The following is a 22,637-nucleotide window of genomic DNA, read 5'->3' on the forward strand; positions in this document are numbered from 1 at the left end:
CCCCATTGAGCAGGGACGTCCGGGATCGCTTCGACCTCGCACAGGGGAGCCGCCAGTCGTGGGGCCGCAGGGATGTGCGCAAGGCCCTGCGCAACGAGGCGATGCGCTTCGTCGATGAGACGGCCCGCGCCCAAGAGGTGTTCACCGAGCTCTACGAAGTACTCCTTGAGACCGGTGAGCGCGACGGCTTCAGGCCGGCACCCGAGCGGACCTACCGGACGATGCTCGCCGACGTGCGGGAGCTCAAGAGCAAATTCACCCGGAGCGGCCCCGTCGATGCGCCTGGCGCGTGGGATGTCCCGGTCAAGTCCAGCGTGCACAAGACCCTCGCCATGGCCCTGGGCGCCAAGCGGGCGGCCGGGCCTCTGGGCCGAGCGGAGCGCTAGACGGCCCGGCGCAGCGCTCGGGACAGGGGATCGGCGCATTGCTCGATCTGCCAGGGCCTGGCATCGAGGTCCTCCAGCCGGGCCGAGACCGCATCCGGGTCGATTGCGGGGTGCCCGCCCCGGGCCATCTCATGACCGAGGTCCCAGGCGAGCCGGCGCTGAGACTCGGGGGCGAGGAGCAGCTCTTGGGGCACACGGATCCTCTCGCCATGCGCACGCACGCAGGAGCGGACGATGTCGAGGAGCTGCGCGGCCTCGGGGTGGTGACGCGCCCAGGATCGGGGCTGGGGAAGAGCGCCGGGTGCGAGTGGGGCGCGCAGCGGCGGAAGCTCGTCGTCGGGAAGGCTGAGGGCCCGCTCCACCGCCCGCCACCACACCTCGGAATGCTGGCGCGCTTGGCGCGAGGAGAAGTCCTTGAGAGCGAAGAGCTTGCGGCGGGAGGTCGGGCAGGCGATCGCCGCGGACACGACGGCGCGGTGGGGAAGGACCCTCGACGGCGTCCGGTCGAGCTCGACGGCGAGATCCTCCCGGGCGGTCCACACCTCCCGCAGCACCGCTAGCGAGCGCTGGGAGCGCACGGCAGTGCCCGCGCGTGGCGTCTTGCGCCAGGGATCGACCTTCGGGGCTCTCGGGCCCCGAGTGCGCACCGCCTCGAACTCCTGCATCGCCCACTCGAGCTTCCCCTCATCGGCGAGCTCCGAGGTCAGGGCGTCCCTCAGCTCGGTGAGGAACTCGACGTCGAGAGCGGCGTAGACGAGCCAGGAATCCGGCAGGGGGCGGGTGGACCAGTCGGCGGCCGCGTGGTCCTTGGCCAGCCGTAGGCCGAGCGTCTCCTCGATGACCGCGCCGAGGCCCACATGCTCGCGGCCGAGCAGACGGGCCGCGAGCTCGGTGTCGAAGACCTCCCGCGGGGCCAGGCCGACATCCGCCAGGCAGGGAAGGTCCTGGTCGGCCGCGTGCAGGATCCACTCGGGCCCGTCCAGCGCTGCGGCGAGGGCATCGAGGGGCCCGGCCGAGACCGGATCGATCAGGATGGTCCCAGCACCGGCGCGCCGGAGCTGGATGAGGTAGGCGTCCTGGCCGTAACGGAAGCCCGATGCCCGCTCGGCGTCGACGGCGACGGGGCCGGTGCCATCTTCGATCGCCGAGGCCGCCTGCGCCAGCGCCGCGGGGGAGTCCGTTAGAGGGGGGATCCCATCAGCCGGCCGTCGGTAGGGGACGACCTCGTTGGCGGGCACCGGCTCGTCGGTCGTTCCGAATCGGCTGACCGGTACGGCCCGCCTCACCTGGCCCATCCCGCGAGAGCGAGCATGGGGAAGGCCATTTCGGGCTCATGACCCGCCGCCGCGTGGAGTGCCTGGTACCAGGCGGCCAGGTGCGGGGCGAGATCGGCGGTCGAGGGCGACCAGGAGGCGCGGATCTCCGCATGCGCGCAGGAGTCGGTGAGCTCCAGGCCGCCGAAGGTCTCAGAGACGACCCTGGTGACGGTGCCCACGAGGGCGCGGTGGCCCGCGCCGGCCTCCTCGAGCGCCTCGGACAGCCACGTCCAGGCGGCATGGCCCAGGAGCGGGTCGGAGCTCACCTCGTCGTCGATCCGGGACCGCACCATGACGACGACTCTCAGATCGCCATCCCAGGCGGTCTGCCCGGTAGGATCGTGCAGGACGATGAAGCGGCCCGAGGCCACGGGCGTGCCGGAGTCGGTCTCCTCCGTCTCGGCGGACAGGGCGGCGGCATAGGGGGCGAGTCGATGGGGAGCGGGGACCTCTTCAAGGATGAGGCCGCGGGGCCGATCCGCCTGCCTCATCGATAAGAGCACCTCTTCGAATCGCTCAGGGATCTGGGCGGCCGCTTCCGGGGACGAGGCAGGGCCGTTCGTGTCGTTCACGGGCCCAGGGTACCGGCGCTCAGGCCGAGCCCGCGCTGCCACGCCGCAAGGAACCGCAGCCGGGGGGATATGTCAGGCGACGGTATCGCGGCCCCGGTGCCACCGTCGAGATCATTCGAGAGCGGCTGCGCGGGCGGCCTATCTGCCGCGCACGATGAAATATGCTGCGGATGTCGGATAGCGCCAAGAAAGGGGCTGGGCTGTTCCGCTTGGAAGAATTATTCATCGGGTCATATGAGGCCATCGGGAGAAGAGTCTTGAAGCGATGTATGGGCCTGGCTCGATTCGCCCTGACTCAGGATCGGTCTTTGGAATGCTGCCCGTGACCGCTGGCATCATTGGCTTCACGGGAAGCTATCATCACATCCTCCACGTGAGTTTCTGCCACCCCGGAACGGATGTTCTTGCGTGGCGGCTGCATCGTGGCGCTCATCGGCATCAATGGTTGAAGAAGGAGTGAGATGTGTGAACTCCTGCGGTGGTTCCATGAGCCTGATGACGGGGGATCCTCATTGTCATCAGGCCTATATATGAGCTCTGAGGAGAATTCCTCCACTCGTGGCCCTCGGTCCTGTTCCAGGATTTCTTGAGGTATGAGCGGTCAGCGTTGGGCGATGAGCGTCTGGCCCGCCGCGAGGACGCCGGGGCGGCATGAGCCGACGCCCGCCTCCCCGGGTTCCCACGAGGCGAGGACCTCACCGTGATCTGGTGCCGGGCGCTCCTGGCCGGACAGGTTGACCACGACGATCACGTCATTGTAGGCCACCGTGATGACGTCGTCGGCGTCCTCGACCCTGGGCCATTGCTGGCGCTGCGACCATCCCAGCTCGCGGCGCAGTGCGATCAGGCGGGTGAACCAGTCCAGCATCCGCGTGTGCTCCAGCGTGCCGGGCTCGTGCCAGTCCAGGCGCGAGGCGGCCACCGTCGATGGTGCCTGCGGGTCCGGGATCTCTTCGGCCGACCAGCCGAAATCGGCGAACTCCCGCTTGCGCCCTTGGCTCACGCCCGCCGCCAGGGCGGGGTCGTCGTGATCGGTGAAGAACTGGAAGGGGCGCCGCGTGCCCCACTCCTCGCCCATGAACAGCATCGGCGTGTAGGGGCTGAGCAGTACGAGTGCCGCCTGCCCCGCTAGCGCGTCATCGTCCAGCGAGGCGGCCGGCCGGTCCCCGACGGCCCTGTTGCCCACCTGGTCGTGGTTGGAGGAGAAGATCACGAAGCGCCGGGGGTCCGTGCCCTTCGGGACGGGCGCGCCCCACGGGCGCCCGCGGAAGCCCGACCACGACCCATCGTGGAGGAAGACGCGGGAGTAGGCCTTCAGCCAGGCTCCCGGGGCGGCGAAGTCGGCGTAGTAGCCCTGCGCCTCGCCGGTCAGGCGGGCGTGCAGGGCATGGTGGACATCGTCGGCCCACTGAGCGGTCATCCCCAGCGAGGGCACGCGCGCGGGCGGCGCCTCATCGGCGGGAGTGATGACGCCGACGTCGTTGAGATCGGACTCGGCGATGAGGCCCAGCGGTCGGCCGAGCTCGCCGGACAGCGCCGCGACGGCGTCGGACAGCTCGGCGAGCACATGGCGGGGGGAGTTGTCGACGATGGCGTGGATCGCGTCGAGGCGCAGGGCATCGACGTGGAAGTCCCTCAGCCAGCGCAGAGCCGCATCGATGACATAGGCGCGCACCTGCTCACTGCCGGCCTGGTCGAAATTGACGGCCTCGCCCCAGGGCGTGTGGTGCGCGGCGGTGAAGTAGGGGCCGAAGGCGCCCAAGTAGTTCCCCGAAGGGCCAAGGTGGTTGTAGACGACGTCGAGGCACACGGCGATCCCCTCGCGGTGCGCCGCATCGACGAAGCGCGCCAGGGCCTCGGGCCCGCCGTAGGGCTCGTGGACCGCCCACAGGCTCACGCCGTCGTAGCCCCAGCCCGAGGCGCCCGGCGACGGCGCCAGCGGCATGAGCTCGACCATGTCCACCCCGAGCCGGGCCAGGTGCCCCAGGCGCTGCGCGGCCGCGTCGAGCGTTCCGTCGGGGCTGAAGGTCCCCACGTGCAGCTCGTAGATGACCGCACCGAGCGCGTCCCTGCCCGCCCATCCGTCATCGGTCCACACTCCGGCCCAGGCCGAGGGGTCCACGAAGCGGGAGGGGCCGTGGACGCCATAGGGCTGGCGGGCGCTGCGCGGATCGGGGCGGTCGGGGGAGCCATCGACCCGGAAGGCGTAGTCCGTGCCGGGGGCGAGTGCGCGGGGGCTCATCCACCAGCCATCGCCGACGCGCTCCATGGGCAGCGCCTCACCGGTGGCCGGCAGGCTGAGCTCCACTCCGGCGGCGCTGGGCGCCCACACGGGGACCCGCTCGCCGATGGGCAGGGCGGGGCTCGTCCAGGGGCGGGGCGCGCCCGCAGCGGAGGTCCCGGGCGGGATCATGACCGGGCCTTCTCCTGCCCGTGAGCCCGCGTGCCCTGGGCCGGATCCGCGGCAATGGGGCAGGCCTGGCGCGCCAGGACGACGACGGGCGCGTCGCCCATGAGATCGGCCAAGGGGAGCGTGCCCCCGCCGGTCTCGGCATCGGTGGTCGCCGAGCGCCAGGTCCCCTCGGGCAAGACGATGGAGTGTTCGCGCCAGCCCCCAAGGGTCGCCAGGCGCCTGCCCAGTCGCCGCACGACGACGATGACGTCCTCCTCGCCGTCGAGCGTGCGAGCGAAGGCGAAGGCGTGCGAAGTGGTCACGGGGATCGCCCGGTAACCAGAGCGCGATCCGACGAAGGTCTCGGGGCGGTTCCGGCGCAGGCGCAGCAGCGCGGCGGTCAGCGCGAGCTTCTCCTCGTCCAGTCCGCGCGCGGGGGTGCCGGAGTCCAGGTGGGAGAGCATTCGCTCGAGGCCGCTCTCGCCGTGGTAGTTCACCGGTCGGCGGTTGTCCGGGTCGACGAGACTGGTGCGGGTGATCTCCGAGCCCTGATAGACATCGGCCACGCCGAGCCAGGTCAGGGCGAGGGCCTTGTTCGCCAGGACGATCGCGCGGGTCTCGCGGGCGGTGAGCGAGGCGAAGGCCTCGATCTGCTCGGCGACGGCGGGATCGGTGAGCAGATGGGCGGCGTAGCCGGTCAGCGCCTCCTCGCGGGCGGTGTCCGGACTGGTCCACGTGGTCCAGGTCTTCTGCTCACGGGAGGCCTTGATGAGGTAGGCCGTCAGCCGCTCGGGGGTCATCGGGTCGGCGCTGCCGGGAGCCCAGGTGCCCCACAGCGCCTGCCACAGGAGGATCTCGCTGCGCCCGTCCAGGTCCATTGGCCGCGCCTCAGCGGTCAGGAGGCGAAGCCGATGGATGAGGTCGGTCCACTCGTCGGCGTAGGAGGCCAGGACGTCGAGGCGCGCGCGCACGTCCTCCCCGCGCTTGGTGTCGTGGGTGGTGGAGGTCACCATGGTGGCGGGCCAGGTGGCTTGGACTCGCTCGGCCCAGGCATGAGCCTCATCGGGGTCCAGGGCGAAGCCGGAGGGGTTCCCGCCGACCTCGGTCAGGCTGGTCAGGTGCATCCAGCGGTAGAAGGCGGTGTCCTCGACGCCCTTGGCGGTCACCGCCCCGCAGACCTGCTGGAAGCGGACGATGGCCTCGGCCCGCAGGGGGGAGTCGGACATGCCCTCGCTGCCCACGGGCTCGCCGAGCAGGAGCGCGACGACGAGATCGAGGGTCTCGGCCTGATCCTCCTCCAGGCGCTCACGGGCGCGCTCGGCGGAGGCGCGCAGGACGGCGGCCTGCTCGGGGTCGGCCGGGTGCCCGGGAACGATGTAGGCGCGGTAGCGGTCCGCGGCCACGAGCAGTTCGACGAGGCAGGCGTGCAGGTCGCGCAAGGTGTGGTCGCGCAGGCGCACGTCCAGGGAGGTGAGGCGGTCGAGGATGCCCGCGAGCCGATAGACCTCCGCGGCCAGCGAACCGCCGATGACCTCCCGCTTGGCGGTCTCGACGACGCGCGGGTAGTCGATCGGGCCCTCACCGGCGAGCTCGTGCATGAGCATGCCCAGGCGCGCCGAGCCCGCGGGGTCGACCTGCAGCTGGTCGATGCGCCAGGCGGCGTCGTAGCCGGTGGTGCCGGCCACGGGCCATGAGGGGGGAAGGGACTCGTCGGGCGCCAGGATCTTCTCCGCGGCGATCCACGCCCGACCGGTGGCCCCGCTCAGGCGCTCCAAGTACCCGCCCGGGTCGGCCAGGCCGTCGGGGTGGTCCACGCGCAGCGCGTCGATCGTGCCGTTCTCGATGAGCTCGGTGATGAGCGCGTGGGAGCCCTCGAAGACGGCGGGGTCCTCCACGCGGATGGCGGCGAGCGTGCCGACGTCGAAGAAGCGGCGGTAGTTCGTCTCCTCGTCACCGACCTTCCAGTACGCCAGGCGGTAGAACTGCTGCTCGACGAGCACGGCCATGGGCAGGGATTCGGTGCCCTCGGCGACGGGGAAGACATGGTCGAAGTAGCGCAGGACCCACTGCTCGCCCCTGTCGGGCTCGGTGGGAACGACGATCCGCTCCAGGCGCAGCTTGTCGTCGGCCAGAATGCGGCCGATGCGCGCCCCCAGGATCGGCATGAGGATCGGCTCATCGACCGACACATCGAACCAGTGCGCGTAGGGGGATTCGGGGCCGTCGCGCAGCACCGACCACAGGGGCAGGTTGGACCAGCCGGGGGTGGGGACGGCCATGTGGTTGGGGACAATATCGACGACGACGCCCAAGCCCGCCTCGTGGGCGGCGCCGGCCAGGCGCTCCAGACCCTCCCGCCCCCCCATGGGCTCGGAGACGCGGGTGTGGTCGACGACGTCGTAGCCGTGGGTGGAGCCGGGGGCCGCCTGGAGGATGGGGGAGAGGTAGAGGTCCGTGACCCCGAGGCGGGCCAAGTAGGGCAGGAGGGCCCGGGCCGCGTCGAAGTCGAGGTCGGCGCCCAACTGGAGGCGGTAGGTGCTCACGGGGACACGCCGACCCTCGTCTGGCAGGTGCCCGGACCAGGGCGCGTAAGCGGCTGGGGCCGCCTGTGCGGAGGGGGTGTCGGCTGGCGCGTGGCCCTCGCGGGCGCGGCGCGGCCCGGCGTGCTGCGGGGAGGAGAACGAGGGACGGTGATCGGTCATGCTCTCGGGCCTTCTGGGCAGGGCTGGGTCGCGCGGTGGTCAGGGCGGTTGCCCGGACCGTATCAGGAACGCCTCAGGGCTTGGCGGGAAGGACTGCCCGGTTGCGGTCGCCCGTATCCTCGGCCGAGACGAGGAAAAGAATCGAGTGCGCCTCGACGACGACCTGCTGGCCGGCGCGCAGCGTCCCGATATGGACCTCGTCCGTGGCGGGCGCCGTGTCGAGGGCGATCCGCCAGGCCGGCGCATGGTCGGCATCGGGGATGGTGAAGGTGATGTCCTCCCCGGCGGCGTTGATGAGGATGAGGATGGAGTCGTCGACAATGCGCTGGCCACGATCATCGGGCTCGGCGATGGCGTCGCCGTTGAGGAACACGGCCATGGCCCGGGCGTACCAGGTGGCCCAGTCCTCGTCGGTCATGCGCACGCCGGAGGGGCCGAGCCACTCGATCTCGCCCATGTCGGACTCGCCGCCATGGCCCGCGGCCCCGGAGAAGAAGCGGCGGCGTCGCAGTACGGGGTGCTTCTTGCGCAGCCGGATCATGTCGGAGGTGAAGGCGAGCAGCTCCCTGGACTCGCCGTCGAGGTCCCAGTGGACCCAGGTCAACTCGTTGTCCTGGCAGTAGGCGTTGTTGTTCCCGTTCTGGGTGCGGCCCATCTCGTCGCCATGGCAGATCATGGGCACGCCCTGGCTGAAGAGGATGGTGGCCAGGAAGTTGCGGGCCTGCCGGCTGCGCAGCTCCAGCACGGCGGGATCGTCCGTGGGGCCCTCGGCGCCGCAGTTCCACGAGCGGTTGGCGTTGTCACCATCGGCGCCGCCCTCGCCGTTGGCCTCATTGTGCTTCTCGTTGTAAGACACCAGGTCGCGCAGGGTGAAGCCATCGTGCGCGGTGACGAAGTTGACGCTGGCCACCGGCGTGCGCCCGGAGTTCTGGTAGAGGTCCGAGGAACCGGTGATCCGGGAGGCGAAGTTGCCCAGAGTGGAGGGCTCGCCCCGCCAGAAGTCCCGGACGGTGTCCCGGTAGCGGCCGTTCCACTCGCTCCACAGGGCGGGGAAGCCGCCGACGTTGTAGCCGCCATCGCCCACGTCCCAGGGCTCGGCGATGAGCTTGACCTGGGAGAGCACGGGGTCCTGGTGGATGATGTCGAAGAAGGCGCTGAGCTTGTCGACCTCGTGGAACTGGCGGGCCAGGGTGGAGGCCAGGTCGAAGCGGAAGCCGTCGACGTGCATCTCGGTGACCCAGTAGCGCAGGGAGTCCATGATCATCTGCAGGACCGCCGGGGAGCGCATGAGCAGGGAGTTGCCCGTGCCCGTGGTGTCGAAGTAGTGCTCCTGGTCGCCGTCCACGAGCCGGTAGTAGGCGGCGTTGTCGATGCCCTTGAAGGACAGGGTGGGACCCATGTGGTTGCCCTCGGCCGTATGGTTGTACACGACGTCGAGGATCACCTCGATATCGGCCTCGTGGAAGGCCTTGACCATGGATTTGAACTCCTGGACCTGCTGGCCGGCCTCGCCGTAGGCTGCGTAGGCGTTGTGCGGGGCGAAGAAGCCGATGGTGTTGTAGCCCCAGTAGTTCGACAGGCCCTTCTCCTGCAGATGCGTGTCGTTGACGAACTGGTGGACGGGCATGAGCTCGATCGCCGTGACGCCCAGCGCCTTGAGATGGTCGATGACCGGGCGCTGCGCGAGGCCGGCGTAGGTGCCGCGCAGCTCGGCGGGGATCTCCGGATGCAGTTTGGTCATGCCCTTGACGTGGGCCTCGTAGATGATCGTCTCGTGGTAGGGGTGGGCCGGCGGACGGTCGTGGCCCCAGTCGAAGAAGGGGGAGATGACGATCGAGCGCATCGTGGCGCCGGCGGAATCGGACTCATTGCGGGTGCCCGGGTCGTCGAAGCTGTAGGAGTACAGGCTGGGGGATGGGGAGACCTGGCCGGAGATCGCCTTGGCATAGGGGTCGAGGAGCAGCTTGGAGGGGTCGCAGCGATGGCCCGCCCCGGGGTCGTAGGGGCCGTGGACTCGGTAGCCGTAGACCTGGCCGGGGTGGACCGAGGGGAGGTAGCCGTGCCAGACGCCCGCGTCCACCTCTGTCAGCGGCACGCGGGTCTCGGTCCCGTCATCGTCGAAGAGGCAGAGGTCGACGCCGGAGGCGACCGAGGAGAACAGCGCGAAGTTGGTTCCCGAGCCGTCGAAGGTGGCGCCCAGGGGGGCGGGCCTTCCCGGCCAGACGACCGGCGTGTCGGCGGGCTCCTCAAGGGGAGCGGCGGGCTCCTCAAGGGGAGCGGCGGGCTCCTCAAGGGGAGCGGCGGACTCCGCGGGCTCGGCGGGGGAGGTGGGGGGAGCCGTGGGGATCTCGGGAGCGGGGGTCGTCGCGGGCTCAGGGGTCTCGGGGGATGACGACTCGGCCGCCGTCGGCAGTGGTGCGCGAGTCGGTAGGGGGTTGCCCGTGCTGGTGTCCATGGCTGATACCTTGCCACGACGGGGCGCCCGGGAGCGGGACCTTGTGGCTTGACCGCGCGCATGACACGGCGTGACGGAGGTCATGGGCCGGCGGGCGGGGCGGATTTGGCAAGGCCGCGCACCCCCTGCTACGTTTCTGCCGCGCCGCGATACGGTGCGAGCAATGCGGATGTGGCTCAGTTGGTAGAGCATCACCTTGCCAAGGTGAGGGTCGCGGGTTCGAGTCCCGTCATCCGCTCGGGCGATTGGCGCAGCGGTAGCGCGCTTCCCTGACACGGAAGAGGTCACTGGTTCGAACCCAGTATCGCCCACTGTCCCATCGAGGTCCGGGCCGCTGTCGGCGCCCCGGACCTTCTGCGTCGGTCTGACCAGTGTCTTCGGTGGCGGTGGCGCCGGAATCGGCGCTCGCCACCGCTCGGCGACCCGCGCGTTGTCTCCCTCCTCTCCCTCACGTGCTCATGCGGCTAGGGTGCGGCTAGGCTGGCCCCAGTGGCGACGCGGCGTCCGCCCCGCCGGCCCTGAACCGCGGGGGCGGAGCCCGCTCCAACGGCCCCGCCCACACGATCCCCAGGAGGACCACGGATGACCGCACGGCACGAGCGGATCCTGCCCGTCGTCATCGGCGGCGACATCGGCGTCTATGCCATCGCCCGCCAACTGCACGAGGCCACCGGCCAGCGGGTCACCGTCCTGGCCAACGCGCCCATCGACGCCATCAGCCGCTCCACCTACATCGACATCGAGCCCCTGCCTGCCCACGCCGCCCGGGACGAGATCCGCGACGCCCTGAACGGCCTGGCCGCCGGGCGCGAGCCCCGCAGCGCCGTCGTCATGGCCAACACCGACGCCATGGCGACCATCCTCGCCTCCCTGCGGAGCGACCTCGAGCCGGTCTACGCCGTGCCCTTCCCGGACGTGGACGTCATCGACCGCGTCTCCGACAAGGGCGCTTTCGGCCGTATCTGCGACGGGGCCGGCGTGCGCAGCCCCCGGCAGGTCGTCGTCGACTTCTCGGGCGCCGACGACCCCGATTGGGCCGCCCCCGCCATCGACATCCCCTTCCCGCTCGTGGCCAAGGCGGCCGTGGGCGCCGCTTACGACGCCGTCGAGTTCCCCGGCAAGCGCAAGATCTGGTTCGTGGACAGCGCCGCCGAGCTCGACTCCCTGTGGGTCGGCCTGCGCGAGGCCGGATTCCGCTCCACCTTCGTCGTCCAGGAGCTCATCGCGGGGGACAACACCGCCATGCGCTCCATCACGGCCTACGTCGGCTCCGACGGCGCCGTGAGGCTCATCGGCTCGGCCCGCGTCCTCCTGGAGGACCACGCCCCCACGATGATCGGCAACCCCGTCGCCATGATCACCGAGGCCTTCCCCGAGCTGTGGGCCGGCGCGGAGCGCATCCTCACCGCGGCCGGGTACCGCGGCTTCGCCAACTTCGATGTCAAGATCGACCCCGCCACCGGCGAGCCCGTCTTCTTCGAGATCAACCCGCGCATCGGCCGCAACTCCTTCTACATGACGGCCGCCGGCGCCAATCCCATGGTCCCCATGCTCGCCGACCTCATCGATGGCGAGCCCCTGCCCCGCAAGGAGGTCACCACGGAGATCCTCTACTCCCTGGTGCCCACGCGGCTCCTGCTGCGCTACATCCGCGACGACGCCCTGGCCGCCCGCATCCGCTCGCTCGCCCCAGGCACCGACCCCCTGCGCGACCCCGCGGACCGCTCCCTGGTGCGCGCTGCGCTCGTCGAGGCCCAGCGCCTCAACCACTACCGCAAGTTCAAGCGCTACTACCCCAAGCCCACCGACCTGTCCTACTGACGCGCGCTGCCCGGCATCCCGCCCAGCGGTCGCCGAGCGCCGCGGACCCCACCCGGATCCCTGATAACCCCGCGCGAGGAGCATGATGATGACCAGTAACGATCACTTCGCCACCGGGCGCCCTGAGACCCTCAGGAGGGTCGATGGGCGCGAGATGCGCCTGGCCATCGGCAACACGCCGGTGGGAATCGAGCAGACCGATGCCTGGGAGCGCTATGAGGCCTCCCAGGGCCACGACCTGTGGGGCCGCTACCTCTATGTCGGTGAGGACTCCAAGCCGGTGGCCGCCATCGCCATCTACACCGACACCATCGGCGGCCGCCCCTTCCTGTGGGCCAAGCACGGCCCCACCTGGCTCAAGGAGCAGTCCCCCGAGCGCGAGGCCCATCTGCGCGAGCTGCTGCGCGCCGAGATCCGCCGCCGCGACCGCGCGATCCCCTTCCTGCGCATGCACGCCCGCTACAACGCCCCGGACCTCCGTGAGCTGCTCAACACCATCACCTACGACCGCACCTTCGTCATCGACCTCACGCCGCGCACGCCCGACGCCATCGCCGCCGCTATGCCCAAGGACGGGCGCCGCGCCGTCAGGCGCGCTCAGCGCGTGGCCGAGGAGGCCGGCTGCACCATCAGCGACGAGACGGGCCTGGATCGCGGCGAGTTCGCCGCCGTCTACGAGGTCCTCGCCGAGACCGCCCGCCGTGACGGCTTCCGCCCCCACCCCGCCGATGTCTACTGGTCCATGCTCACCTCGCTCGGCCCCGAGCACGCCCGCCTCTTCGTGCTGCGCCGCGACGGCGTCCCGCACTGCTGGGACCTCATCACCACCTCCGGCAAGGACGCGACCGCCTACTACGGGGCTTCCTCCACCGAGTCCCGCGGCTTCCGCGGCGCCGAGGCCCTCGACTGGTGGGCCGCGCGGACCCTGGCCGAGGAGGGCTACCGCGGCCTGGACCTCATGGGCGCCGACTCGCCCCGCGTGCCCGAGCTCTACCAGGTCGGCATGTACAAGAAGCGCTACGCCAAGCACCCCACCGAGGTGGACGGCGCCTGGGACGTGCCCGTCAACCAGGCTATGCACGCCGCGCTGCGCGCCGCCAAGACCGGCAAGGGGGCCTACAGGGTCCTGCGCGATCGCCTCGGGCGGCATTGAGGGGCGCCGAGAGGTGCTGAGGGCGGGGCCAACCGGGCCGCACTGAGCAGCGCTGAACGGTGCTCAGCGGTGCTCAGCGGCACTGGTTACTCTGAGTAGACTGCACCGCGTGCGCCGATGGCGCGCCCCGCTCTCACCCGACCCTAGGAGACCGCAGTGCCCTCCCAGATCCCGCAGACCATCGACGTGACCATCGACGGCGCCACCCGCGTCATCGGGGCGGGAACGACGGGCACCGAGTTCTTCTCCGAGGAGGTCCGCCGCGGCGTCGTCGCCATGCGCGTGGATGGCGAGCCCTGGGACCTCGGGCGCGAGATCCCCGCGGGCGCCGCCGTCGAGCCCATCACCCTGGACTCCGAGGACGGCCTGGCCATCCTGCGCCATAGCGCCACCCACGTCATGGCCCAGGCCGTCCAGGAGATCTTCCCCGACGTCAACCTCGGCATCGGCCCCTTCATCACCGACGGCTTCTACTACGACTTCGGGGGGATCGACGCCGTCACTCCCGAGCTCCTCAAGGAGATCGAGAAGCGCATGAAGCGCATCGTCAAGGAGGGGCAGCGCTTCGTGCGCCGCGATATCTCCGAGGACCAGGGCCGCGCCGAGCTCGCCGACCAGCCCTACAAGCTCGAGCTCATCACCACCAAGGGGGCCGGCGCGGAGTCGGCCTCCGTCGAGGTCGGCGCGGGCGGCCTGACCATGTACGACAACGTCCGCCGTGACGGCACCGTCGCCTGGACGGACCTGTGCCGAGGCCCTCATCTTCCCACCACCAAGCTGATCGGCAACGGCTTCGCCCTGACCAAGTCCTCCTCCGCCTACTGGAAGGGCGATCAGTCCGGTGATTCCCTCCAGCGCATCTACGGCACCGCCTGGGCCTCCAAGGAGGATCTGACCGCCTACCAGGAGCGCATCAAGGAGGCCGAGCGGCGCGACCACCGCAAGCTCGGCGCTGAGCTCGACCTCTTCTCCTTCCCCGAGGAGATCGGCCCCGGCCTCGTCGTCTTCCACCCCAAGGGTGCGATGCTGCGCCACGAGATCGAGAGCCATGTCATCGAGCGCCACCGCCAGTACGGCTTCGATTTCGTCCGCACCCCCGAGATCTCCAAGAGCGGGCTCTTCCACACCTCAGGCCACCTGCCCTACTACGCGGGCACCATGTTCCCGCCCATGCTCGCCGACGAGGAGCGCGATGAGGCGGGCACCATCACCAAGGCGGGCCAGGAGTACTACCTCAAGGCCATGAACTGCCCTATGCACAACCTCATCTTCCGCTCCCGCGGACGCTCCTACCGCGAGCTCCCGCTGCGCTTCTTCGAGATGGGGCACGACTACCGCTATGAGAAGTCCGGCGTCGTTCACGGTCTGACCCGCATGCGCGGTTTCACTCAGGACGACTCCCACACCTACTGCACCGCCGAGCAGGCGGCCGAGGAGATCAAGGCGCAGATCGCCTTCTTCATCTCCATCCTCGAGGACTTCGGCCTGACCGACTTCCACCTCGAGCTGTCCACCCGCGACGAGGACGGTGCCAAGAAGGACAAGTTCATCGGCTCCGATGAAGACTGGGCCACCGCGACTGAGGCCCTGGCCGCGGCCTGCGAGGCCTCCGGGCTCGAGGTCGTCCCCGACCCCGGCGGCGCCGCCTTCTACGGCCCGAAGGTCTCCGTGCAGGTCAAGGACGCCATCGGCCGCACCTGGCAGATGTCCACCGTCCAGTACGATTTCAATCAGCCCGAGCGCTTCGACCTGGAGTACACCGCCGCCGACGGCGCCCACCAGCGCCCCATCATGCTGCACTCGGCCAAGCTCGGCAGCGTCGAGCGCTTCATCGGCGTGCTCACCGAGCACTACGCCGGCGCCTTCCCCGCCTGGCTGTCCCCAGTCCAGGCGCGCCTCATCCCCGTGGCCGAGGCCTTCGATGAGTATGTCGACGGCGTGGCCGCGACGCTGCGCGCCGCCGGAGTGCGCGTCGAGGTCGATCATTCCAACGACCGCTTCGGCAAGAAGATCCGCAACGCCGCCAAGGACAAGATCCCCTTCACGCTCATCGCGGGAGGCGAGGATGCCGAGGCGGGCGCCGTCTCCTTCCGCTTCCGCGGCGGCGACCAGGTCAACGGCGTGCCCGTGGACGAGGCCGTAGCCCATATCCGCCGCGTCATCGCCGAGCGCCTCAATGACCCCGCTGATGAGAGGCTCATCGTCCATGAGTGACGACGTCGCCCCGATGGCGCCCGTCGGGCGCGCCTCGGTCGAGGCGCCGCCCTATCACGAGGGAGCGCCGGAGTCCTTCCAGCGGCTGTGGACGCCGCACCGCATGGTGTACATCGGCGGGGCTGACAAGCCCAAGGACTCCACGCCCGGCCAGTGCCCCTTCTGCGCCGCCCCCGGGCGGGACGACGAGGACGCACTCATTGTCCACCGCGGCGAGCGCGCCTACGTCATCATGAACCTCTACCCCTACAACACGGGGCACCTCCTCATCTGCCCCTACCGGCACATCTCGGAGTTGACCGAGGCCTCCGACGCCGAGCGCCTGGAGATCATCCACCTCTGCGCCCGCTCCATGGAGGTCCTGCGCGCCGTGTGCCGCCCGCACGGGTTCAACCTCGGCATGAACGCCGGGGAGACCGGGGGAGCGGGCATCGCCGCGCACCTGCACCAGCACGTCGTGCCCCGCTGGATCGGCGACGCGAACTTCATGCCGATCATCGGGCGCACCAAGCCCGTCCCACAGCTCCTGGGGGACCAGCGCGACATGATCGCCGGTGCCTGGGACTCGGCGCCCGCCACGCCCCGCGAGCCCTGATCGGCGCGCGGCGCCGGCGATCCCATACCCGACTGACACGAGACACGAGGCAACCCATGCTCGGAAACCACGGCAGAGGCCTGACCAAGGCCCTGTTCACCAAGCCGGCCCTGCTCCTGGCCAGGGCCGGGATCACCCCCAACATGCTCACCGTGGCGGGGACCATCGCCTCCATCACCGCGGCCGTCCTCACCATCCCCCAGGGCCGCTTCATCCTCGGCCCCATCCTGCTGACCTGCCTACTCGTGGCCGACTCCTTCGATGGCATCCTCGCCCGCGCCACGGGTGCCTCCTCCGCCTTCGGGGCCTTCCTCGACTCCACCATGGACCGCCTCGCCGACGGCGCCGTCTTCGGCTCGCTCGCCATGTGGGCCGCCACGCACCTGGACCCCGGGCCCTTGAGGACGTGGACGATCTCCCTGGCGCTGGCGGCGCTCGTGCTCGGCGCGGCTGTTCCCTACGCCCGCGCCCGGGCCGAGTCCGTGGGCGCGAAGGCCTCCGTGGGCATCGCCGAGCGCACTGACCGCCTCGTCGCCATCGGCCTGGCCGTGCTCGCCGTGGGCCTGGGCGCCCCCCAGTGGGCCATCACCGCGGGGCTCGGGATCGTCGGCACCGCCTCCCTCATCACCGTCATCCAGAGGGTCCTCACCGTTCGGACCCAGCTCGCCGGAGTGCCCGCGGGCGGCAGGACGGGAGCCGCCGAGTGAGGCGGCCCCGCGCCGAGGACGCCTACCGCATCGCCTGGCGGGGTGCCGGGCGCCTGCCCACCGGCCTTGGCTACGCCCTCGCCCACGCTGCCGGCGACGCGCTGTGGGTACGCCAACGCGTGCTGCCCTCCCGAGGCGGGGTGGGCCAGCTCGAGCGCAACCTGGCCAGGATCATGCCCGCCGGCACCCCGCGGCGCCAGATCCGCGCGCTGTCCCGCGCCGGGATGCGCTCCTACATGCGCTACTTCTATGAGGCCTTCGCCCTGCCCGGCGTCGGCCGGGAGCGCATCCGCGCCCGTGTCCGGGCCGACCTTCCCCCCACGCTGCGCGAGGACCTCCAGCGCGGCAGCGTCGTCCTGGCCCTCGCCCACATGGGCAACTGGGACCTGGCCGGAGCCTGGGCCTCGTCCGAGCTCGCCAGCGTGCTCACCGTCGCCGAGCGCCTGGAGCCCGCCGATCTCTTCGACCAGTTCGTCAGTTTCCGCTCCTCTCTCGGCATGCGCGTCATCGGGCAGGGCCGCGGCGAGAGGGTCTTCGAGCCGCTTGCCGCCGCTGCCGGAGAGCAACGCCACCTCATCGCTCTCTTGGCCGACAGGGACCTGTCGTCGGCGGGCATCGAGGCGGACCTCCTCGATCACACGATCCGCGTGGCCGCCGGGCCCGCAGCCCTGGCGCACCGCCTCGGAGCACCCCTGTACGCGACCGCCATCCACTACGAGCGCCTCAGCGGCGAGCGCCGTCGCCGCGCCGGGGCCCGCTGGGGGATCGTCCTCACCCTCGTCAAGGTGCCCGCCCCTCGGGGCCGGGAGGGACTGCGGAGCGACGGCGATGCCCGCGCGCTCATCACCACCTGGACGAGGGCGTGGGTGGCGGCGCTGGCCCCCGCCCTCGCCGCCCATCCCGAGGACTGGCATATGCTCCAACCCGTCTACGACGCCGATCTGGACCACGAGCGGCTGGCCAGGCGCCACGCCCGGGAGCAGGAGGAACCCGCATGAGGATCGGACTCGTCTGCCCCTACTCCATGGACGCCCACGGAGGGGTCCAGATCCATGTCATGGACCTGGCCACCGAGCTCATCAGCCGCGGATACGACGTCGGCGCGCTGGCGCCCGCCTCGGAGGACGTCGAACTGCCCGACTGGATGACCTCCGCCGGGGATTCTGTCGCCATCCCCTACAACGGATCCGTGGCCCGCCTCAGCTTCGGGGCGCGCGTGGCCCGCCGGGTGCGGCGCTGGCTGGCCGACGGCCAGTACGACCTGCTCCACATCCACGAGCCGATCACCCCGAGCATCGGGATGCTCGCCCTCCAGTCGGCCACGTGCCCGGTTGTGGGCACCTTCCACGCGGCCATGGACCGCTCGCTGGCCCGGGGCCTGCTCTCCCCGATGGCCATCCCCCTCATGGAGCGCATCACCGCGCGCATCGCCGTGTCCGAGGAGGCCCGGCGCACCCTCATCCAGTACCACGGCGGGGACGCCGTCGTCATCCCCAACGGCGTCAACGTCGCCCCCTTCGCCCGCGCGCCCAAGGACGACCTGCGCTTCGCCGGCGCTCCCGGGGCCCCGACCATCTCCTTCCTCGGAAGGCTCGATGAGCCCCGCAAGGGGCTGGCCGTGCTCGCCGGCGCCATCCCCACCGTCCTCGATGCCGTCCCGGGCGCGCGCTTCCTCATCGCCGGTCGCGGTCAGGCCGAGGACCATCGGCGCGAGCTCGCCCGGTTCGGGGGCGCCGTGACCTTCCTCGGCGGGGTGAGCGACGAGGACAAGGCCGCCATGCTCGCCTCGACGACCTGCTACGTCGCCCCGCAGACCGGCGGGGAGTCCTTCGGCATCGTGCTCGTCGAGGCCATGGCCGCCGGTACCCGGGTCGTCGCCTCCGATCTCACAGCCTTCTCCGACGTCCTCCAGGGCGGTCGGCTCGGCTCACTGTTCGCCAACGGAGACAGCGCCGACCTCGCCCGGGCCATCATCGAGACCCTCACCCGGGCGGAGGCCGCGGAGGCCCGCCGCCGCGCCGCCACCGAGGTCGTCGGCCGCTACGACTGGGCGCGGGTGACCGACGCCGTCCTCGACGTCTACGACATGGCGCTGTCCACCGCCCACACACGCGTCACCGTCGCCCCGGGACAGCGCACCGCACTCGGGCGCCTGCGGGATGCCCTCGACGACTGAGAGAGGACCCCTATGAATGGGCTCGACTCGATCCTTCTGGCGATGATCGTCGCTCTTCTCCTCCTGCTGGTCCTCGGCTGGAGGCTCTACGCGATCGCCGTGAGGGTCGACCGCCTCCACCGGCAGGTCCTCGGCGCGCGCGCCACCCTCGAGAAGCACCTGGCCTACCGGGCGCAGGCCGCGGTCGACCTCGCCTCGACAGGGCTGCTCGACGCCGCTTCGGCGATGCTCCTCCAGCGCGCCGCCCACGAGGCCCTCGACTGCGAGACTCCGATCGTCCCCGACGGCCTCGACCCCCTCGACACCGCGGGCAGGAGGGCGGCCCCCGCCGGGCGCTCCCGCAGCAGCGCGGGGCGCTCCCGGGCCGGAGTCGAATCCGATCTCTCCCGGGTCATCCGCACCGCCGTCGATGGCGAGGCCAGGGCCGAGCTGCGCGCCACCGAGATGGGCCTGGACGCCGTCGGCCGCCTTGAGCGGGCCAGCGCGCGCGTCGTCCTCGCCCGCCGCTTCCACAACACGCATGTCGCCGAGGCCCGCAGGCTCCGATCCACCCCCGTTGTGCGCCTGCTGCGCCTGGCCGGGCGCGCCCCGATGCCCAGTGCTTTCGACATCGATGACGACGCCGAGCCATCCTCTGATCAGGAGGCATCATGACCGCACCCGGAAGCTCGGGATGGGCGCCGCGCGCAGACTACCGGCGCTCGGCCTGGGCCCCCCGCCCCGCCCGTCACGAGGACATCTTCGCCTCCTCCGCCCCCGACTGGGATGATCCCGTCGCCATGCGCCCCGCGCGCCGGCGCCGCGTCATCGTCGGACTGCTTGTGGCGGCCGGCGTCATCGGCACGGGAATCATGTTCTACGTGCTGGCCTCCAGCGCCTCCAGCGGCTCCAGCCTCGTCCAGATGACCCTCCTGGCGCTCGTCCCCCTGACCATCGTGCTGACCACCGTGTGGTGGATCGATCGCTGGGAGCCCGAGCCGCTCGGAATGCTCCTGCTGGCATTCCTGTGGGGAGTGGGCGTGTCCACGGCGGTCTCCTTGATCGCCAACACGAGCGCCACCGTGCTCCTGGCCGGCGTCACCGACGACTTCCAGTACGTCAGCGCCGTCGTTATCGCGCCCCTCGTGGAGGAGAGTACCAAGGGACTGGGCGTGCTTTTCATCTTCCTGCTCTCGCGGCGCTCCTTCAACGGGGCCGTCGACGGCATCGTCTACGCGGCCGTGGTGGCCGCCGGATTCGCCTTCTCCGAGAACATCCTCTACTTCCTGCAGAACCAGGACGACCTTGCCCGCACCTTCGTGCTCCGCGGCATCATGTCGCCCTTCGCGCACATCATGTTCACCTCCTGCGCCGGTGTGGCGATCGGCGCCTCCGCCCGGATGCGCTCGCGCCTGGCCTGGCTGTGGACCACCCCGATGGGCCTGGCCGGGGCGATCTGCCTCCACGCCTTCTGGAACGGCGCGCTGTCGGGCAACCTCATGCTCTACTTCATCGTCGAGGTCCCCCTGTTCGTCGCCGCCATCGCCCTCGTCCTGGCCCTGCGCTGGCGCGAGCGGCTACGGATACGCGCGAGGCTGCGCGAGTACGGGCAGTCCGGCTGGTACCACGAGGCCGAGATCATCATGCTCACCACCTCCGCCGGGCGCAGGGCCGCCCGCCGGTGGGCCAGGAGGCGCGGCCCGGAGGCCAAGCGCGCCATGCGCGACTTCCAGGCCGCCTCCGTCCAACTGGCCAATCTCCGCCAGGGCGCCATGGAGGGCCACGCGGTGAACGACTTCGCCGCCTCCGAGAAGACTCTGCTCGCCCGCGTCATGGGCTCGCGCGCCGCCTACATGGGGAAGCGCTGACATGGCTGACATTGCCGCCGAGGAGGAGCTCGTATGACCCCGTGCCGGAGCGCACCGGGCCTCGCCCCCGATGGGCGCGACCCCGCCCGCGTGCCCGCCGACTGGCGAGAATTGCTCGACGCCGAGGAGTGGCGCCTCGGTCCCGAGGGACTGCCGTCGCGGCGCGCCGCCCGCGTCATCGCCCTGCGAGAGGACCCCGAGCCGGGGATCCTCCTCGTCCTGGGCCACGACTTCGCCGACGCCGCCCATGCGTGGGCCTTCACCCCCGGCGGCGGCATCGCTGACGGCGAGGGGCTCCGCGAGGCGGCGCTGCGCGAGCTGCGGGAGGAGACCGGCATCTCCCTGGCGGCCGACCGGCTTATCGGACCCGTCGTCGAGCGATCCAGTGACTTCGTCTTCAACCTCGTCACCTGCCGCCAGGACGAGGTGATGTACCTCGCCCGCCTGGAGCCGGCCGACACCGCCGCCCTCGAGGGCCAGTGCGGCGAGCTCGATCGCGCCGGGTGGACGGACCTGGAGCGCGACGTCCTGGACTCGCTGCGCTGGTGGGGCCTGGATGAGCTCGACGACGCCATCGCCGCGGGCATGACCGTCTACCCCGAGGCCCTGCCCGTCCTGGCCCGCGAGCTCATGGCCGGATGGGACGGCGCCGTCCGCGCCATCCACGAGAGGTCCTGAGGCGCGCGGGCGGTGGGCCCCGGCGCGCTAGGATATGCGCGGTTCGCCGCGCCCACTCGCGGCACGTCAGAGACATTGATCCTGCACGCCGAGCCAGTCCGCTACTGCCGAGGAGAACACATGTCGGGTCACTCCAAGTGGGCCACCACCAAGCACAAGAAGGCCGCCATCGACGCCAAGCGTGGCAAGCTGTTCGCGCGCCTCATCAAGAACATCGAGGTCGCCGCCCGCACCGGAGGAGGCGACCCCGCCGGCAACCCCACCCTCTTCGATGCCATCCAGAAGGCCAAGAAGAACTCCGTCCCCGCCGACAACATCACCCGAGCCGTCAAGCGCGGCAGCGGCGAGGAGGCCGGCGGCGCCGACTGGCAGACCATCATGTACGAGGGCTACGGACCCGCCGGCGTCGCCTTCCTCGTCGAGTGCCTCACCGACAACCGCAACCGCGCCGCCTCCGACGTGCGTGTCGCCTTCACCCGCACCGGCGGGTCGCTGGCCGATCCCGGCTCGGTGGCCTACAACTTCACCCGCAAGGGCGTCGTTGAGATCGCCAAGGCCGACGGCATCGACGAGGACACGATCCTCATGGCCGTGCTCGACGCCGGGGCGGAGGAGGTCGTCGAGGGCGCTGAGTCCTTCGAGGTCGTCTCCGAGCCGCAGAACCTCATCGCCGTGCGCAACGCGGTCACCGAGGCCGGCATGGACTACGACTCCGCGGAGTCCCAGTTCGTTGCCGGCACGAGGATCGAGGTCGACGCCGACGGCGCCCGCAAGGTCCTGCGCCTTGTCGACGCCCTGGAGGACCTCGACGACGTCCAGAACGTCTACACCTCCGTGGACATCTCCGCCGAGGTCGCTGCCGAGCTCGAGGCGGCCGAGGACTGAGCGCCACGGCGGGCCCCGCCCGGGGCACGAGAGCGCGCACCTCCAGCCGCGCCGTTGTCGCCCAGCAGCGCGTCCTGGGCATCGATCCCGGGCTCACGCGCTGCGGGCTCGGCTGCGTGGACATCGATCCGAGACGCCGCGTCCGACTCGTCGAGGTCGGCGTCGTGCGCACCCCGCCCTCTCAGAGCCCCGAGTTGCGGATCCTGGCCATCGCCGACGCCCTCGACGACTGGATCGCCCGCCTGGGGCCCAGCGCGCTGAGTGTCGAGAGAGTCTTCGCCCGGGACAACCTGCGCTCCGTCATCGGCGTCGCCCAGGTCATGGGCATTGTCATGCTCGCCGGCGCCCGCGCCGGAGTCGAGGTCGCCCAGCACACGCCGAGCGAGGCCAAGGCGGCCGTCACTGGATCGGGAGTGGCCGGCAAGGCCCAGGTTCAGGCCATGGTCGCCCGCATCCTCGGTCTGGCCGAGCCCCCCAGGCCCGCCGATGCCGCCGACGCGCTCGCCCAGGCCATCTGCCATGGTTGGCGCGGCGGGGGCACCGGGGCGGACGGCGCCACCGAGATGGTCTCCGCCGGAGGAGCCGTGCGCGCCAGCGCCCGGACCCCCGCCCAGCGCCGGTGGGCGGCAGCCCAGGCGGCGGCCCGTCGCACCGGCGCCGTCGACCCGCGCCACGCCGGATGAGTGCGCGGGGCCCGCGTCGCGCACCCCTGCTACTATCCGAACAATTGTTCGAAGG

Annotated in this window: 18 protein-coding genes and 2 tRNA genes; 15 read left to right on the forward strand and 5 right to left on the reverse strand. The window is 71.0% G+C overall.

Going from position 1 to position 22,637, the window contains the following annotated elements; genetic code table 11:
- Nucleotides 1-5 precede the first annotated feature (5 nt).
- Nucleotides 6-386: a hypothetical protein gene (locus B1H50_RS08835; protein WP_188640718.1), complete on the forward strand. Its 381-nt coding sequence runs from the start codon at nt 6-8 to the stop codon at nt 384-386.
- Here B1H50_RS08835 and B1H50_RS08840 read toward each other — a convergent pair.
- The 5 genes from B1H50_RS08840 to glgX form a co-directional block, all read right to left on the reverse strand.
- Nucleotides 383-1,672: an HRDC domain-containing protein gene (locus tag B1H50_RS08840; protein ID WP_229657922.1), complete on the reverse strand. Its 1,290-nt coding sequence runs from the start codon at nt 1,670-1,672 to the stop codon at nt 383-385. The genes B1H50_RS08835 and B1H50_RS08840 overlap by 4 nt on opposite strands.
- On the reverse strand, nt 1,669-2,274 hold the full coding sequence (locus B1H50_RS08845) for a DUF3000 domain-containing protein (RefSeq protein ID WP_080463417.1): 606 nt from the start codon (nt 2,272-2,274) through the stop codon (nt 1,669-1,671). Before B1H50_RS08845 ends, B1H50_RS08840 begins: the two co-directional genes overlap by 4 nt.
- Before the next feature lie 601 nt (nt 2,275-2,875).
- Entirely contained in the window at nt 2,876-4,687 is a 1,812-nt protein-coding gene (gene treZ / locus B1H50_RS08850; protein ID WP_080463418.1) for a malto-oligosyltrehalose trehalohydrolase, read from the reverse strand.
- On the reverse strand, nt 4,684-7,368 hold the full coding sequence (gene treY / locus B1H50_RS08855; RefSeq protein WP_080463419.1) for a malto-oligosyltrehalose synthase: 2,685 nt from the start codon (nt 7,366-7,368) through the stop codon (nt 4,684-4,686). Before treY ends, treZ begins: the two co-directional genes overlap by 4 nt.
- 73 nt (nt 7,369-7,441) lie before the next feature.
- Nucleotides 7,442-9,823: a glycogen debranching protein GlgX gene (gene glgX, locus B1H50_RS08860; protein ID WP_080463420.1), complete on the reverse strand. Its 2,382-nt coding sequence runs from the start codon at nt 9,821-9,823 to the stop codon at nt 7,442-7,444.
- A gap of 165 nt (nt 9,824-9,988) precedes the next feature.
- Between glgX and B1H50_RS08865 the strand changes: the two genes are divergently transcribed.
- The 14 genes from B1H50_RS08865 to B1H50_RS08930 all read left to right on the forward strand — a co-directional run bounded on the left by B1H50_RS08865 (nt 9,989) and on the right by B1H50_RS08930 (nt 22,582).
- Nucleotides 9,989-10,061 (forward strand) — tRNA-Gly (locus B1H50_RS08865).
- Nucleotide 10,062: 1 nt separating this feature from the next.
- Nucleotides 10,063-10,134: transfer RNA gene (locus B1H50_RS08870), tRNA-Val, on the forward strand.
- Nucleotides 10,135-10,405: 271 nt separating this feature from the next.
- The gene (locus tag B1H50_RS08875) at nt 10,406-11,644 is read left to right on the forward strand and encodes a carboxylate--amine ligase (protein WP_080463421.1); all 1,239 of its coding nucleotides are present in this window, start codon (nt 10,406-10,408) and stop codon (nt 11,642-11,644) included.
- 88 nt (nt 11,645-11,732) lie between these two features.
- Nucleotides 11,733-12,797 (forward strand): lipid II:glycine glycyltransferase FemX, encoded by a 1,065-nt coding sequence (locus B1H50_RS08880; protein ID WP_080463422.1) that lies wholly within the window; start codon nt 11,733-11,735, stop codon nt 12,795-12,797.
- Nucleotides 12,798-12,953: 156 nt separating this feature from the next.
- Nucleotides 12,954-15,011: a threonine--tRNA ligase gene (gene thrS, locus B1H50_RS08885; protein ID WP_080463423.1), complete on the forward strand. Its 2,058-nt coding sequence runs from the start codon at nt 12,954-12,956 to the stop codon at nt 15,009-15,011.
- Nucleotides 15,004-15,606, forward strand: coding sequence for an HIT family protein (locus B1H50_RS08890; protein ID WP_080463424.1), 603 nt, complete (start codon nt 15,004-15,006; stop codon nt 15,604-15,606). Before thrS ends, B1H50_RS08890 begins: the two co-directional genes overlap by 8 nt.
- A 56-nt stretch (nt 15,607-15,662) precedes the next feature.
- A complete protein-coding gene (pgsA, locus tag B1H50_RS08895; protein ID WP_080463425.1) occupies nt 15,663-16,313 on the forward strand; it encodes a phosphatidylinositol phosphate synthase in 651 nt (216 codons plus the stop codon).
- Nucleotides 16,310-17,311: a phosphatidylinositol mannoside acyltransferase gene (locus tag B1H50_RS08900; protein WP_080463426.1), complete on the forward strand. Its 1,002-nt coding sequence runs from the start codon at nt 16,310-16,312 to the stop codon at nt 17,309-17,311. The genes pgsA and B1H50_RS08900 overlap by 4 nt, the downstream gene beginning before the upstream one ends.
- The gene (locus B1H50_RS08905) at nt 17,308-18,489 is read left to right on the forward strand and encodes a glycosyltransferase family 4 protein (RefSeq protein WP_080463427.1); all 1,182 of its coding nucleotides are present in this window, start codon (nt 17,308-17,310) and stop codon (nt 18,487-18,489) included. The genes B1H50_RS08900 and B1H50_RS08905 overlap by 4 nt, the downstream gene beginning before the upstream one ends.
- Before the next feature lie 12 nt (nt 18,490-18,501).
- On the forward strand, nt 18,502-19,143 hold the full coding sequence (locus B1H50_RS08910; protein WP_080463428.1) for a hypothetical protein: 642 nt from the start codon (nt 18,502-18,504) through the stop codon (nt 19,141-19,143).
- The gene (locus B1H50_RS08915) at nt 19,140-20,336 is read left to right on the forward strand and encodes a PrsW family intramembrane metalloprotease (RefSeq protein ID WP_080463429.1); all 1,197 of its coding nucleotides are present in this window, start codon (nt 19,140-19,142) and stop codon (nt 20,334-20,336) included. The genes B1H50_RS08910 and B1H50_RS08915 overlap by 4 nt, the downstream gene beginning before the upstream one ends.
- A gap of 33 nt (nt 20,337-20,369) precedes the next feature.
- Nucleotides 20,370-21,014 (forward strand): NUDIX hydrolase, encoded by a 645-nt coding sequence (locus B1H50_RS08920; RefSeq protein ID WP_080463430.1) that lies wholly within the window; start codon nt 20,370-20,372, stop codon nt 21,012-21,014.
- A 120-nt stretch (nt 21,015-21,134) separates the two neighbouring features.
- Nucleotides 21,135-21,899, forward strand: coding sequence for a YebC/PmpR family DNA-binding transcriptional regulator (locus tag B1H50_RS08925; RefSeq protein WP_080463431.1), 765 nt, complete (start codon nt 21,135-21,137; stop codon nt 21,897-21,899).
- An 80-nt stretch (nt 21,900-21,979) separates the two neighbouring features.
- Nucleotides 21,980-22,582: a crossover junction endodeoxyribonuclease RuvC gene (locus tag B1H50_RS08930; protein WP_080463432.1), complete on the forward strand. Its 603-nt coding sequence runs from the start codon at nt 21,980-21,982 to the stop codon at nt 22,580-22,582.
- Nucleotides 22,583-22,637: the final 55 nt, after the last annotated feature.

Origin of the sequence: Actinomyces gaoshouyii (assembly GCF_002072175.1) — a bacterium.
In the GTDB taxonomy this organism is placed as follows: domain Bacteria; phylum Actinomycetota; class Actinomycetes; order Actinomycetales; family Actinomycetaceae; genus Actinomyces; species Actinomyces gaoshouyii.